Source organism: Kribbella sp. NBC_01510 (assembly GCF_045040325.1).
Lineage (GTDB): Bacteria > Actinomycetota > Actinomycetes > Propionibacteriales > Kribbellaceae > Kribbella.
The window spans coordinates 7,934,091-7,948,711 of sequence record NZ_CP109418.1 but is presented as its reverse complement, the minus strand read 5'-3'; the positions used below and the strand labels follow the sequence as shown (position 1 = coordinate 7,948,711).

The 14,621-nt window shown below is 68.9% G+C and carries 10 protein-coding genes; 7 read left to right on the top strand and 3 right to left on the bottom strand.

Annotated features, from left to right (window positions below):
• The first annotated feature begins 5 nt into the window (after positions 1–5).
• The 4 genes from OG558_RS38840 to OG558_RS38825 all read left to right on the top strand — a co-directional run bounded on the left by OG558_RS38840 (position 6) and on the right by OG558_RS38825 (position 6,326).
• The gene (locus OG558_RS38840) at positions 6–1,166 is read left to right on the top strand and encodes a hypothetical protein (RefSeq protein ID WP_405067478.1); all 1,161 of its coding nucleotides are present in this window, start codon (positions 6–8) and stop codon (positions 1,164–1,166) included.
• A complete protein-coding gene (locus OG558_RS38835) occupies positions 1,163–2,086 on the top strand; it encodes a decaprenyl-phosphate phosphoribosyltransferase (RefSeq protein ID WP_405067477.1) in 924 nt (307 codons plus the stop codon). The genes OG558_RS38840 and OG558_RS38835 overlap by 4 nt, the downstream gene beginning before the upstream one ends.
• 110 nt (positions 2,087–2,196) lie before the next feature.
• Positions 2,197–4,422, top strand: coding sequence for an alpha-xylosidase (gene yicI / locus OG558_RS38830; RefSeq protein WP_405067476.1), 2,226 nt, complete (start codon positions 2,197–2,199; stop codon positions 4,420–4,422).
• Positions 4,419–6,326 (top strand): beta-galactosidase, encoded by a 1,908-nt coding sequence (locus OG558_RS38825; RefSeq protein WP_405067475.1) that lies wholly within the window; start codon positions 4,419–4,421, stop codon positions 6,324–6,326. The genes yicI and OG558_RS38825 overlap by 4 nt, the downstream gene beginning before the upstream one ends.
• Here the strand turns inward: OG558_RS38825 and OG558_RS38820 are convergent.
• The 3 genes from OG558_RS38820 to OG558_RS38810 form a co-directional block, all read right to left on the bottom strand.
• On the bottom strand, positions 6,302–7,327 hold the full coding sequence (locus OG558_RS38820) for a LacI family DNA-binding transcriptional regulator (protein ID WP_405067474.1): 1,026 nt from the start codon (positions 7,325–7,327) through the stop codon (positions 6,302–6,304). The two genes, OG558_RS38825 and OG558_RS38820, sit on opposite strands and share 25 nt — an antisense overlap.
• 89 nt (positions 7,328–7,416) lie before the next feature.
• Entirely contained in the window at positions 7,417–9,396 is a 1,980-nt protein-coding gene (locus tag OG558_RS38815; RefSeq protein WP_405067473.1) for a glycoside hydrolase family 36 protein, read from the bottom strand.
• Positions 9,308–10,243, bottom strand: a complete 936-nt coding sequence (locus OG558_RS38810; protein WP_405067472.1) for a DMT family transporter — start codon at positions 10,241–10,243, stop codon at positions 9,308–9,310. The genes OG558_RS38815 and OG558_RS38810 overlap by 89 nt, the downstream gene beginning before the upstream one ends.
• 40 nt (positions 10,244–10,283) lie before the next feature.
• On the opposite strand from OG558_RS38810, the gene OG558_RS38805 reads away from it, so the two are divergent.
• The 3 genes from OG558_RS38805 (at position 10,284) to OG558_RS38795 (ending at position 14,549) form a co-directional block, all read left to right on the top strand.
• A complete protein-coding gene (locus tag OG558_RS38805) occupies positions 10,284–10,781 on the top strand; it encodes a MarR family winged helix-turn-helix transcriptional regulator (protein ID WP_405067471.1) in 498 nt (165 codons plus the stop codon).
• A 214-nt stretch (positions 10,782–10,995) separates the two neighbouring features.
• The gene (locus OG558_RS38800; protein WP_329478530.1) at positions 10,996–11,988 is read left to right on the top strand and encodes a glycosyltransferase; all 993 of its coding nucleotides are present in this window, start codon (positions 10,996–10,998) and stop codon (positions 11,986–11,988) included.
• Entirely contained in the window at positions 11,985–14,549 is a 2,565-nt protein-coding gene (locus OG558_RS38795) for a YfhO family protein (RefSeq protein WP_405067470.1), read from the top strand. The genes OG558_RS38800 and OG558_RS38795 overlap by 4 nt, the downstream gene beginning before the upstream one ends.
• Positions 14,550–14,621 lie beyond the last annotated feature (72 nt).

Here is a 14,621-nt window from a genome sequence, read left to right as displayed (position 1 = left end):
AGGGCATGAAGCAGAATGCACACCGACGCCGTCGCCGCCGAGTCCGGAAGCGCTGGATCGCGTTGGTCTGCTGCCTGTTGCTGGTCGTCCCGGCGGTGTCCTATGTCCGGGCGCTGCTGTATCCGGGTAACGCGAGCTTCTCGGTCCGGACAGTCGAATGGTTCCGCGACCACGGTGGTAGCCCGATCGTCGACGCCATCGAGAACTGGAAGTACTCACGCAACCAGCCGCCCGCTACCGGCACCCCGAGCGACATCACGGCACCCAGTGTGACCGTCCCGGGCGCCCCGGCCACCGCGGGCCGCTCGACCGGTGCGACCCATGCAGCGGCCGCGACTCTGCCGGTCGTCAAGGTGCTCCCCGGCGTACGAGCGCTGCCGCACGAAGGCGCCTGGTCGGTTGCCCGGCAGACGACGGCCGGCAAGCCGTTGCTCTGGACAACCTGGTTCCGGCCCGATCCGGCGCACCTGCCGGTCTCGGTCGCTGCCGCGCTGATCCCGCAGTCCGCGAACCGTCTGGTCCTGATGCCCGGCACTCGGGAACCAGTCGTCGGCATGGCCTCCCGCCACGGCTACTCGGTCCCCTCGACCGATCACGCCGCCCTGGTTGCGACCTTCAACAGCGGCTTCAAGATGAAGGACTCGCATGGCGGCTGGTGGACCACCGAGTCCGCCGCCGTGCCGCTGGTCGACGGTCGCGCGTCCGTAGTCATCTTCCGCGACGGCACCGCGCGGATCGGTACCTGGAACCGGACCGTCCGGATGACGCCGGACGTCGTCGCGGTCCGGCAGAACCTCGATCAGCTGATTGTCGACCATCGGATCGTCGACGGGCTGACCGGCAACGCGAACGGCGCCTGGGGGAGCTACCGTAGCCAGTACCAGTACACCTGGCGGTCCGGACTCGGAACCGATGCCCACGGCAACTTGATCTACGTGGCCGGCCAGGGCCTGACGCTGGCCACGCTGGCCGCGGCGATGCAGCAGGCCGGTATCGCGCAGGGTATGGAACTGGACATCCACGCCGCGATGGTCAGCTTCGACATCGAGCAGCCCGGGCCGCACGGCACCGTCACCGGCCGACGGCTGCTCGCCTCGATGAACTCGCCGTCGGATCGCTACCTGGTCGACGACCAGCGCGACTTCTTCTACGTCGTGGTCAAGTGACAGACGTCCGTACGCCGGCAGTCGTCCCGCGCACCGAGTCATCGGCCCGGTCCTTTCTCAAGCTGAGCCGGCCGCGCCAGTGGCACAAAGCCGTGATGCTCTTCGCCGCACCCGCGGCGGCCGGCGTGCTCGACCAACCCCTCGTCCTCCTCGAGGCAGCGCTCGCAGCCGTCGGGTTCACGCTGCTCGCGATCGCGATCTACGCCTTCAACGACGTCCGCGACGTCGCCGACGACCGCCGTCACCCCCGCAAGCGCCTGCGCCCGGTGGCGGCCGGGTCGATCAGTCCAGCCCGCGCCGTGTTCTTCGGTTGCGTCGCCGCGCTCCTCGGCCTCGCCGTCACGTCGACACTCGGATTGTCGACGTTCCTACTCGGCGTGAGTTACCTGGTCGCCCAGGTGCTGTACGTGCTGAAGCTGAAGCACGTCGCGGTGGTCGACCTGATCCTGGTCGCACTCGGCTTCGTCCTCCGCGCGGCCGCCGGCGGAACCGCGACCGGCGTGCCCGTGTCGCACTGGTTCCTCCTCGTCTCCCTGTTCGGCGCCCTGTTCCTGGTCACCGGCAAACGCAAGGCGGAACGGATGGCTGCGGGGGAGGCCACGGAACCGCAGGCCGCGGTCAGTCGCCCTGTGCTGGCGGCCTACCCGGACGGCTGGCTCGACCAGGTGATGACGGTCGCGTTGCTCGGCGCCGCGCTCTCGTACGGCTCGTGGGCATTCCAGCACCTCGGGTACGACGTCTACCGCGAACTGCTGGCGATCTCGTTCCTGCCGTTCCTGACCGGGCTCCTGCGCTACGCGTTGATCGTCTCGACGGGCAACGGCGAGGTCCCCGAACGCGACCTGTTCCAGGACCGCGTGCTGCTGATCGCCGGCCTCACCTGGGTCGCCCTGGTCGGGACCGGTCTGTACCTGGCCTGAGACTCGAGCCGACCCAAACTTGACGGCGTGAAATCACCCGACCTAGCGTTGTCGAAGCGCTTCGACTGCGCCGCCCAGAGAAGGCTTCAGCTCGAGAGAGGGCTTCCCCGATGAAGTTCACCGATGGGTACTGGCAGTTGCGGGCGGGACTGACGCGGCTGCGGCCGGCCGAGGTCGAGAGTGTGCAGGCCGGCGAGCGCGAGCTGACGGTGTTCGCGCCGGCACACCGGATCGAGCGGCGCGGGGACACGCTCAACCAGCCGATGTTCACGGTGACGTTCTCGTCGCCGGCCCGTGGCGTGATCGGTGTCCGGATCGCCCACCACCTCGGCGGGCTGCCCGCGCGGCCGTCGTACCGGCTGGACACCGACGACGATCATCCGGTGAAGGTGGACGTCGGCGCCGCCGAGGCCCGGTTGACGTCGGGTGAGCTCAGCGTGGTCGTCCGGCTCGACGGGCCGTGGCACGTGCGGTTCGAGCAGGATGGGCGTCCGCTGACGAACTCCGGCGCCCGCAGCATCGGCCTGATCACCGATGCCGACGGCAAGCACTACCTGCACGAGCAACTCGCGCTGGGCGTCGGCGAGACGATCTACGGTCTCGGCGAGCGCTTCGGCCCCCTGGTGAAGAACGGTCAGATTGTCGACAGCTGGAATGCCGACGGCGGCACGTCGAGCGAGCAGGCCTACAAGAACGTCCCGTTCTACCTGAGCAGCAAGGGGTACGGCGTCCTCGTCGACAGCCCGGCCCGGGTGTCGTTCGAGGTCGGCTCGGAGGTCACCTCGCGCAATCAGTTCAGCGTCGAAGGCCAGGAGCTCGGGTACTACGTGTTCGCCGGCCCGACTCCGAAGGACGTCCTCCGCCGCTATACGGGCCTGACCGGCCGGCCCGCCCGCGTTCCCGCCTGGTCGATGGGGCTGTGGCTGTCGACGTCGTTCACCACCGACTACACCGAGGAGACGACGAGCGCGTTCGTCGACGGGATGGCCGAGCGCGACCTGCCGTTGAGCGTGTTCCACTTCGACTGCTTCTGGATGCGGCAGTTCCATTGGTGCGACTTCGTCTGGGATCCGATCGCGTTCCCGGAGCCGGCCGGGATGATCCGCCGCCTGAAGGATCGCGGCCTGCGCATCAGTGTCTGGATCAACCCGTACATCGCGCAACGCTCGGTCCTGTTCGAGGAGGGCCGCCGGCTCGGCTACCTGCTCAAACGGCCCGACGGTTCGGTCTGGCAGTGGGACCTGTGGCAGGCCGGCATGGCGATTGTCGACTTCACCAACCCCGACGCGACCGCCTGGTACCGCTCGAAGCTGCAGGAGCTGATCGACCTCGGCATCGACTGTTTCAAGACCGACTTCGGCGAGCGCATCCCGACCGACGTCGCCTGGCACGACGGGTCCGACCCGGAGCGGATGCACAACTACTACGCGCAGCTCTACAACGCCGCCGTCTTCGGCCTGCTGGAGGAGAACCGCGGCGATGGCGAGGCGGTGCTGTTCGCGCGCTCGGCGACGGCCGGCGGCCAGCAGTTCCCGGTGCACTGGGGTGGCGACTGCGAGTCGACGTTCGAGGCGATGGCGGAGTCGTTGCGCGGTGGGCTGTCGCTGGCCGCGTCGGGGTTCGGCTACTGGAGTCACGACATCGGCGGGTTCGAGGGCACGCCGGACCCGGCGATCTTCAAGCGGTGGGTGCCGTTCGGGCTGCTGTCCTCACACTCGCGCCTGCACGGCTCGTCGTCGTACCGGGTGCCGTGGGCGTTCGACGACGAGGCGGTCGACGTACTGCGGAAGTTCACCAAGTTGAAGCTCTCACTCATGCCGTATCTGATGACCGCGGCGGCCGAGGCGCATCAGGACGGTGTGCCGATGATGCGGCCGATGGTCCTGGAGTTCCCCGACGATCCGGCCGCCGCTTACCTGGATCGCCAGTACATGCTCGGCCACGATCTGCTTGTCGCGCCGGTGATGAGCTTCGACGGCGAAGTCTCGTTCTATCTGCCGGGCGGGCGGTGGACTCACCTTCTGTCCGGTGAGGTGATCGCCGGTCCACAGTGGGTGCGGCAGACACACGGATTCGACAGCCTGCCGGTGCTGGTCCGCGAGGGCGCGGTGATCCCGTTCGGGGCGGTCGACGACCGGCCGGAGTACGACTGGGCCGATGGTGTCGAATTGCGCTGGTTCGAGCCGTCCGAGGGCGTGACGACGACTGTCGAACTGCCGGACGCCAACGGGGGAGTGGCCGCGGTGATCGAGCTCAGCCTGCGCGACGGCCAGGCCGAGTCCCGGGTGATCGAGGGTGTCTGTGACCGCTACACCGTCAAGCTCTCCAGCTCATGACGCGACTTTGGTACGGCGGGGACTACAACCCGGAGCAGTGGGATCCGCCGGTGTGGAAGGAGGACGTCGACCTGATGCGTCGGGCCGGCGTGAACCTGGTGACCGTCGGGGTGTTCTCCTGGTCGAGCCTGGAACCGTCCCCTGGCCGGTACGAGTTCGGCTGGCTCGACCGCGTACTCGAATTGCTGCACGACGGCGGTGTGAGCGTGGATCTGGCCACACCCACCGCGTCGCCACCGCCGTGGTTCAGCCGGCTCCATCCGGAGGCGTTGCCGGTCACGGCTGACGACGTACGTCTGACGCATGGCAGCCGGGACACGTACTGCGCGTGCGCGCCGGCGTATCGGGAGGCTGCTCGGGGGATCGCGCGGGCGCTGGCCGAGCGCTATCACGATCACCCGGCCCTGGCGATGTGGCATGTGCACAACGAATACGGAACGACGTGTCACTGCTCGCTGGCCGCGGAGCGTTTCCGGACGTGGTTGCGGGAGCGGTACGGCTCGCTCGACCGGTTGAACGAGGCGTGGACGACGGCGTTCTGGAGTCAGGGGTACGGCGAGTGGGAGGACATCCAGCCGCCGCGGAAGACGCAGTACCTGGTGAATCCGACGCAGTTCCTCGACTACCGGCGGTTCTGGTCCGACGAGTTGCTGGCGGCGTATCTCGAGCAGAAGGCCGAGCTGCGGAAGGTTTCGGAGCTGCCCATCACGACGAACTTCGTCTTCGGCGGCTGGGTGCCGGTGAACCATGCGCGGTGGGCGGCGGAGGTCGATGTCGTTGCCATCGACCACTATCCGGACCAGGCCGGGATCGGCGCGGAGGAGCAGACCGTGTTCGGCGCCGATCTGGCCCGATCCTGGGCCGGCGGGAAGCCGTGGCTGCTGATGGAGCAGGCGGCGGGGACGCTCAACGACGGGCATCGGCTGCACCCGAAGGAGCCTGGGCGGATGGCGCTGCACAGCCTGTCGCATATCGCCCGTGGTTCGCAGGGTGCGCTGTCCTTCCAGTGGCGAGCGTCGCGCGGCGGGGCGGAGATGTACCACTCGGCGATGGTTCCGCATGCCGGTGCGGACAGCAGGATCTTCCGTGAGGTCGCGGAGCTCGGGTCGGTGCTGCCTCGGCTCACCGAAGCGGCTCAGAGTGAGGTCGTCGCGGACGTCGCGATCCTGTGGGATGTCGAGTGCTGGTGGGCGATGCAAGGCACGCATCTGCCGTCGTCGTCGCTCGACTACCTGGCCGCAGTGCGGACTGCACACCGGCAGTTCTGGCACGCCGGGGTGACGGTCGATTTCGCGTCACCTGCCGCGGATCTCTCGTCCTACAAGATGGTTGTCGTCCCCAGTCTGTACGTGGTGAGTGACGAGGCTGCAGCGAATCTGGCCGCGTATGTGGAGCGTGGCGGCCAGTTGGTCGTCGGGTACTTCAGCGGGATCGTGGATCCGGATCTGCGGGTCCGGCTCGGCGGATATCCGGGTGCGTTCACGGAACTGCTCGGAGTGCGGGTCGAGGAGTTCCATCCGTTGCCGGTCGACGGCGAGGTCGCGTTGTCGTCCGGCGGGCGCGGGCGGCTCTGGAGCGAGGACGTGCGGGCGGTGTCGGCCGAGGTGGTCGATCGGTACGCTGGAGGCGTCCTGGACGGGAAGCCGGCCATCACGCGCCGCGACGTCGGCGCTGGATCGGCCTGGTACGTGTCGACCGAGCTGGATGACGAGACCGCCGAGAGATTGCTGGGCTTGTCGGAGTCGCCGGTGGAGATCGTTCGGAGACGATCCGGCGACACCACGTGGACCTTCCTGTTCAACCACGGTGACGCGGAGGTCGTCGTACCGGCTGATGGGAGCGAGCTGGTCGTCGGCGAGCTGCCGTTGCGGCCTGGTGGCTATGCGGTCGTGCGGTCGGTCTGAGGGGCCTGGGAGGTGCTCCCGCGCGCGGTGAGCGTGGGCGGGAGCAGGGTCAGCTCGGGTACGTCGCCGCCCGCGAGCTTGGTGATCAGCGCTTCGACCGCCTGATCGCCGATCCGCTCCGCCGGGATGGTGACCGACGACAGCTGCGGTACCTGCCGTTCGGCCACGTCGTCCGCGCAGATCGCCACCAGCGACATGTCCTCGGGCACCCGGCGGCCGAGCCGGCGCAGGACGTCGAGGAGCGGGCCGATGATCGGCTCGTTCTGGACCACGAGTCCGGTGATGTCCGGGTGGTCGTGGAGGAGCTGCTCGACCGTGTGCAGGACCGCGTCGAAGGTGTGCTCACAGGGCGTCTCGACCCCGAACACCGCGCGCCGCCCGGCAGCCTCGGCGAACCCGGTCAGCGTGCGTTGCGCGAACCCGGTCTGCCGTTCGTACACGGCGGACGGCGTCCCGAGCAGCGCCAGCGACCGGTGGCCGAGGTCGGCGAGATGCTCGACGCAATGCGCGCCCGCGGCAACGAAGTCCAGGTCGATGCAGGTCAGCCCGTCGGCGTCGTCCGGGTAGCCGATCAGCACCGAGGGCATCGGCAACTCACGCAGCACTGGGACCCGCTCGTCGTGCAGCTCGACGTCCATCACCACGAGGGCGTCCACGAGCGAACTCTGCGCGACCCGATCGAGCCCGTCCGGACCCTCGTCGGCGGTCAGCAGCAGTACGTCGTGGTCGTACCGGCGGGCCGTGGTCACGACCGCGATGGCGAACTGCATCATCACCGGGACATGCATCCCGGTGCGCAGCGGGATCACCAGGGCGAGCACGTTGGACCGTTGGCTGGCCAGCGCCCGGGCGCTCGCATTCGGCCGGTAGCCGAGCGCTCGGACGCTGCGCTGCACGCGGTCGCGGGTGTCGGTCGAGATCGACCGCTTCCCGCTGAGCACGTAGGAGACCGTGCTGGTCGCGACTCCGGCATGGCGGGCGACGTCCGCGATCGTGACCATCGTCGTTCCCTTCGTGTGGTTCCCCCTTTCTACCGCAGTCGAAGCGCTTCGACTAGCCCGCGCTTTCGACACGCACGGGGCGTTTTCGCCTAGCCCAGCTGGATGATCCGCGCCGACGGCTCGGGCAGGCCGGTTCCGACCGTGAGCTTGTCGCCGGACCAGGTGTAGGTCCAGCCGTCGGCGGCGGTCGGGAAGAGCGGCGTGATGGATGCCTGGGGGAGGGAGAGGGTGATTTCGGCCGGGCCGGCGGCGCGATGCCACAGGCCGAGATAGTTGCCGAGTCCGAGAACGACCCATTCGTCCTCCCAGTCCGGCAACCCGAGCGGCCAGTGTGGGACGAGGGTTTCGAGATCGTGGAGTACGACGCGATGCGCGGCGACCGCGGACCGGACCAGTTCGCGCTCGGAGTCTGTCATCTGGTTGAGGTGGCCGGACAGGTAGAGGCGACCGAGGATGCCGTTCGCCAGGGCGAGCGTGAACTCCTCCCGCGTGGTGCTGGTGATCGGGTAGGCCCAGTGGCCGGCTTGTTCAGGCAGGACGGCGGTCGGCGCGGCCGCGGTGATCGTTGGGTAGAGCAACGGGTGTTGCTGGTCCGAGGTGGATTGCATATGCAGCCGGGACAGCATCGCGTAGTCCATCCGCATCGCGCCGGACGCGCAGTTCTCGATCAGCAGGTCTGGGTGCCGGGCCTGGACTCCGTCGAGCCAGTCGAGCAGAGCCCGTTGGTGTTCGAGAAGTCCGTGGCCGAGCGACGTACCGCCCTTGTCGGTGCCGGGACCGGTCATCGTGTTGTTGTCGAACTTGAAGAAGCCGACCCCGAAGTCGGAGACCAGCCGGTCGACCGTGTCGTCGAGGTGCTGGCGGGCGAGCGGGTTGCGCAGGTCGAGCAGGTAGCGGCCGTGTTCGGCGACGCGGATGCCGTGCCGGGTGAGGAACGCGTCGTCCGGGAGTTCACGGGCGATCGGTGCGTCGACGCCGATCACCTCCGGCTCGAGCCAGAGGCCGGGCACCATGCCGCGCTGGTGGATCCGCTCGATCACCTCGCCGAACCCGTTGGGGAAGCGCGTGGTCGACGGCTGCCAGGCGCCGACCGTGCTCCACCAGTCGCCCTCGGCGTACCAGCCGGCGTCGATGCAGAAGTAGTCCGCGCCGACCTCGGCCGCCGCGTCGATGAGCGGGAGCAGCTTCTCCGTCGTCGGGTCGCCCATCAAGGTGTTCATGTAGTCGTTGAAGATGATCGGCATCCGGTCGTCGACCGGACGCCGCTTCCGCAGCGCGCGACGCTGGCGGGTGAGTGCGGCGAACGTACTGTCGCGATCGGTGCCGGCGACGAGCGAGACCGGCACCGTCGTGAACGAATCGTCCGCGGTCAGTCGCACGTTCCACTGGTGTTCTTGGTCGGTCGGGCCGCTCAGCAGCAGGTAGCCGCCATGCCGGTTCTCGCCGAGCTCGTAGTGCCACGGGCCGTTGTGCTCGATCTGCCAGCCGAGTGCGTACGACGTCCCGACCAGGACCCCTACGGGCAGCCGCTCACCGCTCGACCACGACCCGGTGCTGCTCACGGCGTGCCGGCTCTTCGAGACGGGGTAGTGCGGGTCGCGAACGATCTGCGGCAGGCCGCCCGAGCGCAAGGACTGCACCGACCAGCGGTTCTCCGCCATCCAGTCGTTGGCCGCGGAGTGCAGGTCGGCGTCGACGGACTCCAGGCCGACGACCAGGGACGACAGGAAGTCCAGCACGAGTTCGCCCGGTCGGGTCAGCGAAGCCTCGGACCACGCGCGGACCCCGGCTCGTGCCTCGAAGACGCTGGTCACGCGGAGCCCGGTCTCGGGCTCCTCTTGGACGATGCGCAGCGTGGAGCCGGTGTCCTCGTGGCTCACATACCGGAGGCGTTTGCCGAGGATCGTGTCGACATGGCGGTTGGTGCCGGGGGAGCGCCCGTACCCGATGGCCGAGACCTCCACCAGCGGTTGCGGCGTCTCAGCTGAGGCTCTGGTGGTCAGCCGTACCGGTCCGCCGTCGATGGTGAACGTCAGGGTCAGCTCGGGCGTGCTCCACTCGAGGTGCATCGATAAACCTTAGCTGGCTGGCCGCGATCCCGAGTAGCACCAGCGCCAGTCCGACCACCTGTCGGACGGTGAGCACCTCGCCCGACACCAGGACGCCGAGGAGTACGCCGGTGACCGGGTTGAGGAGTCCGATCAGCCCGACGGTCGCGGCGCTCAGGTGGCGCAGGCCGGTGAACCACGCCGTGAACGCGAGGGCGGTCGCGACCAGTCCGACGTACGCGAAACCGGCGAGCGCTGGTCCGTCCAGGCTCGGCGGCGTTCCCTCGAAGATCACCGCGAACGGGACCAGCACCAGGCCGCCCGCGATCAGTTGCCAGGACGTTGTCGCGAGCGGCCCGTCGGCCCGGCCCCACTTCTTCGCCAGGACGTATCCGCAGGACGACATCGTCAAAGCGGCTACCGAAGCCGCGACTCCGCGCAAGTCGACCGGCTGCGATCCCGCACCGAGCAGGAGGCAGACGCCGGCGATCCCGGCCGCGGCCCCGGTGAGCACTTGCATGGTCGGTCGCTCGGAGAGCAGTCCCCAGGCGAACAACGCCATGGTCAGCGGCGACGCGGACATGATCGTCGACGCCAGGCTGACCGGCAGCAGCTGCGAGGCGAGGTAGATGAGAGCGAAGAACGCGCCCATATTGCAGACGCCGAGCAGCAGGGACCGCCACCACCACACTCCGCGCGGAAGGCGCCGGGCCAGGCAGAGCAGAAGTATGCCGGCGGGCAGTGCGCGGAACACAGCGCCGTACAGCGGATAGCCGGTGGGCAGGTACTCGTGGGTGACGAAGTAGTTCGTGCCCCAGGCCACCGGTGCGATCGCGGTGACGAGTGCCCAGCGCAAGGTATTTTCCATGGAAACTACTATATCTTCCCAGGAAGATATAGTGAACGGCGTGACCGATGATCATGTGGCGAGGATCCAGGCGGAGTGGCGGAGCGAGCGGCCGGATGTCGACACCAGCCCGCAAGGCGTGATCGGCCGGCTGCACCGGATCGCGAACCACCTGACCGGTGAACTGACCCTGCTCTATGCGAAGTACGGACTCTCGGAAGGCGAGTTCGACGTCCTCGCGGCACTGCGTCGCGCGGGTGCGCCGTACGAGCGGGCTCCGGGGGAGATCGCGCTGCACACGATGGTGACCACCGGTGCGGTCACCAAGCGCGTCGACCGGCTCGAGCGGGCCGGGCTGGTCCAGCGGCGCCGCAGCGATGCGGATGGCCGGGGTCGCGTCGTCCGCCTCACGCCGGCCGGACGTCGCTTGTTCGACCAGGCCTTCACCGCCCACATGGCCAACGAGGAACGCCTGCTGGCTCCGCTAGACCGGGCCCAACGTGCTCAGCTCGAGCAGCTCCTCACCACGTGGCTCGGGGACCTCGAGCCGCCGAACTGAGGAGTTTCCACTCCGGTTGTTCGGAGAGTCGTCGCGGCCTCACGGTCCGATCCGAAACGGCACGATTTTGTGGTCTAGATGACAATTCTGGCCGGCGATGCAACTTCTGCGGCGGTTCGGGACATCTATGCAGTAGCTGGGGGGCGCTTGCTGAGGCACGCGATCCAGCCGAACACGGGGCTGCCGGTCGCGGTGGTCTGCTGAGCGAGGGGAAATGACTGACGTGCAGGACTTTTCCGGCACCGACATCGCGGTGATCGTGCCGTGTTACAACGAGGCCGCGGCGGTCGGGAAGGTCGTCTCCGAACTCCAGGCGTCGTTGCCGACGGCCAAGATCTACGTCTACGACAACAACTCCACGGACAACACCGCCACGATCGCCGCGGCGGCCGGCGCGATCGTGCGGCACGTGGCGCGCAAGGGCAAGGGCAACGTGGTCCGCCGGGCCTTCGCCGACGTCGAGGCCGATGTCTACCTGCTGATCGACGGTGACGACACCTACGAGGCGGCGCGGGCGGCCGAGCTCGTCCGCGTCCTGCTGACCGGTCCGTACGACCAGGTCATCGGCGTCCGGAAGCACTCGAACGTCGCCGCCTACCGGCCCGGCCACACCCTCGGCAATCGCGTCCTGACCGGTGCCGCCGGCGCGTTGTTCGGCCGGGAGATCACCGACATGCTGAGCGGTTATCGCGCGTTCTCGCGCCGGTACGTGAAGTCGTTCCCGGCCCTGTCGCAGGAGTTCGAGATCGAGACCGAGCTGACCATCCACTCGCTGCACCTGCGGGTGCCGGTGGCGGAGATCCCGGTCGGCTACAAGGAACGGCCCAGTGGCGGGGAGAGCAAGCTGCGCACCTATCGCGACGGCGTGCGCATCCTCCGCTGGATCCTCAGCTTGACCCGGCTCGAGCGGCCCACGCTGTTCCACGGCGCGCTGGCCGCGCTGCTCGGCGTGGTGGCGCTGATCCTCGGCGTGCCCGTCGTACTGGAGTATCTCGACACCGGCCTGGTGCCGAGGTTCCCGACCGCCATCCTGGCCTCGTCGATCGGGCTGGTCGCCATCCTGATGCTGGTGCTCGGCTATCTGCTCGACGCGGTCGGCCGCAGCCGGCAGGAGGCCGCCCGGCTGACCTACCTCAGGCACCCGGCGCCGGCCGTCACCGCAGAAGTGCGACTGCCGATCGAGTCGCCACAGGTTGCTCGCCGATGAGGCTTGCCCGGACATTCGGCCGCCGGCACTGGCCGGTCCCGGTCGCCGCCGCGGCAGCCGGAGCGACATTCGTGGCGAGCGGAATCATCCGCGGCACGTACCCGTTCGGCGACGGTCATCGAAGCACCAACGACCTCGGTCAGCAGTTCGTGCCGATGTACGCACACTTTCGCGACATCGTCACCGGTCAGGCGCCCGGCGATCTGCTCTTCAACTGGTCGAGCGGCTTCGGCGTGCCGTTCCTCGGCGACCTGATGGCGTACGTCGGTTCGACCCTGTCCTGGATCGCACTCGTGCTGCCCCGCGATCGGATCGACCTGGCGCTGTTCCTGGTCGCCGTGGCCGCGATCGCGCTCGGCGCCGGCGCGATGACGGCGTACCTGCGCCGGCTGCGTCCGACCGGACCTGCCTGGCTGGCCGTGGCGGGCGGCGTCTCGTACGGCGCCTGTGCCTGGGCGATCGACGACGCGGCGTACATGACGGTGTGGCTGAACGGCATGGTCGCGTTCCCGGTGATCTGCCTGCTCTGCGAATGGATCCTGCGGCGCCGGTCGGCCACGTCGTTGCTGGTGACGCCGTTCGTCGTCGCGCTGCTGTGGACGTCGCACTTCTACACGGTGTACATGGCAACCATCGGCGCGGGCATCGTCGTGGTGGCCCGCATCCTGTCGTACGACGCCTTGGTGTCGTGGCGCGATCGTCTGATCGCCGCAGTGCGCTGCATAGTTGCCGTGGGCCTCGGTATCGGGCTGGCGGCTCCGTTGCTGGTGCCCACGTTCCAGGTGATCCGCGCCGCCCGGCCGAGCCCGAAGACGACGTTCCAACCGCACGACGCGGTCGAGTTCCTGTCTCGGCTGCTCCCTGGCAGCGAGGGCGTCGGAACCAGCCCGGGACTCGCAGTCGGCACACTGATGCTGCTGCTCGCGCTGAGCTTCCCGCTCAACCGGGCGATCGCGGTCCGCGAGCGGGCCGTGTGGTCCGTCCTGGTGGCGTTGACGCTGCTCAGCATGCAGGTCCGGTTCACCCACGAGGTCTGGCACGGATTCGACTCGCCGAACGGTAGCCCGTTCCGCCAGGCGTTCGTCGTCGCCGGGATGCTGGTGATCATCGGCTGGATGTCCGCCGCGTCCGGACTGCGATCCGTGGTGAGCGTCGCCGTACCGGTCGGGCTCGTCATGGTCTTGTATGCCGTGACCTGGAACGTCCGCTACATCACCGGCACCACGCACATCGCCGTACCGATCCTGACTGCCGTTGCCGTGCTGGCGTGGCTGGCGAGCCGCCGGCCGGTGCCGGACTGGGTCCGTCGCGGTGCGGTGGCGTTGCTGGTCGGCGCGGTACTGGTCGAGGTGACCATGTCGGCGGTCGCGATCGACGTGGCGCGCGGGAAGATTCTGAGTGCTGCCGCGCCTTGGGGGGAGGAGCAAGACGGGCTTCGTTCGCTGGTGATGTCCGCCGACGACTGGCCGCTGCATCGGGCGGCGCCCGGGGCAGAGGTGTCGGTGAACGATCCCATGTTGATCGGCGGCGAGGGACCGCAGTACTACTCGAGCACCATCCCGGACGACGTCTCGCGGGAGCTGATGGGACTCGGGTTCGGGTACAGCTCCTACGGGCGAGCCACGGTGGACCCGCAGAACCCGGTGGTCGACGCGGTGTTCTCCGTCCACGCCCGCGTGGTGGTCGACTCCGGGGTGCACGACGCCGAGAGGCCACGACTTGCGACGAACGACGGTGTGGCGCCGCTGGTCACCGTGCGTTCGACCAAGGCGTGGGCTTCGACCGACCCGGCGCCGTACGGGTTGCAGGAGAGCGCGCTCGGCGCCGACGTCTACACCGTCCCGACGCTGAGGCCCAAGCAGGTGCCCGGTGTGAGCGTGTCCGACCGGCAGGGGAACCTGTTGATCGCTCCGGTTGCGGGTGCCGCGAAGCCGGTCGAAGCGCGATTCGTCGCCACGTGCCGGGCCGGGTCGGAGGCTTACCTCGCCGCGCCCACCTTCGTCGGTGAAGTGCTCGTCGAAGGGTCCGGCTGGCAGACGGTGCTGGATCCGAAGGCGAAGCGGCCGGGGGTGTACTCCGGTGCGCCGATGCGACGGCTCGGGAGGGTCGGCGCGGACGGCGTCGTCGAGTTGGCCGTGCGGGTCCGGGGACCGGCCCGGCTGCCGGCGTCGGCCATCGGTTGCCTGGATCGTCATCTGCTCACCGCGGCCGTGGGGCGGCTGAACGCGAGTAAGCCGGCCGCGGTGAGCGTCGGGGGCCACAGTCTCGACATCCGCCTCACGCCCGGGGCCGCGGGCACTGTGGTGATCGGCGTGATCCGCATCCAGGGATGGCGGTGCTCGGTCGACGGCGGTGCTGCTCGCTCACCGAGCGTGCGCGCCGGCCTGATGGCGGTGCCGGTCGGTGCAGGCGCCTCGGACGTCTCGTGCGTCTACCGGCCGGTCGGCACCCGCATGGGCCTGGCCGTGGGTGCGATCGCTCTCATGGGCCTGGTCCTGATCGCTGGTGCACTGCTGCTCATGCGCCGCCGCTCGGGTGGGCGGATCGCGGCCGACGGATGACGGCGCGCGGGGGCTGCTTCCGGACTGGTCCAGCAACGGGTGGGTAACCTCTCCTGGTCGCCAGGTGAGCCG

What these genes read in the sequence shown, in the direction of transcription:
- OG558_RS38840 (WP_405067478.1), top strand. Translation starts at nt 6, where the DNA reads ATGAAGCAGAATGCACACCGACGCCGTCGCCGCCGAGTCCGGAAGCGC.
- yicI (WP_405067476.1), top strand. Translation starts at nt 2,197, where the DNA reads ATGAAGTTCACCGATGGGTACTGGCAGTTGCGGGCGGGACTGACGCGG.
- OG558_RS38825 (WP_405067475.1), top strand. Translation starts at nt 4,419, where the DNA reads ATGACGCGACTTTGGTACGGCGGGGACTACAACCCGGAGCAGTGGGAT.
- OG558_RS38820 (WP_405067474.1), bottom strand. Translation starts at nt 7,327, where the DNA reads ATGGTCACGATCGCGGACGTCGCCCGCCATGCCGGAGTCGCGACCAGC.
- OG558_RS38815 (WP_405067473.1), bottom strand. Translation starts at nt 9,396, where the DNA reads ATGCACCTCGAGTGGAGCACGCCCGAGCTGACCCTGACGTTCACCATC.
- OG558_RS38810 (WP_405067472.1), bottom strand. Translation starts at nt 10,243, where the DNA reads ATGGAAAATACCTTGCGCTGGGCACTCGTCACCGCGATCGCACCGGTG.
- OG558_RS38800 (WP_329478530.1), top strand. Translation starts at nt 10,996, where the DNA reads ATGACTGACGTGCAGGACTTTTCCGGCACCGACATCGCGGTGATCGTG.
- OG558_RS38795 (WP_405067470.1), top strand. Translation starts at nt 11,985, where the DNA reads ATGAGGCTTGCCCGGACATTCGGCCGCCGGCACTGGCCGGTCCCGGTC.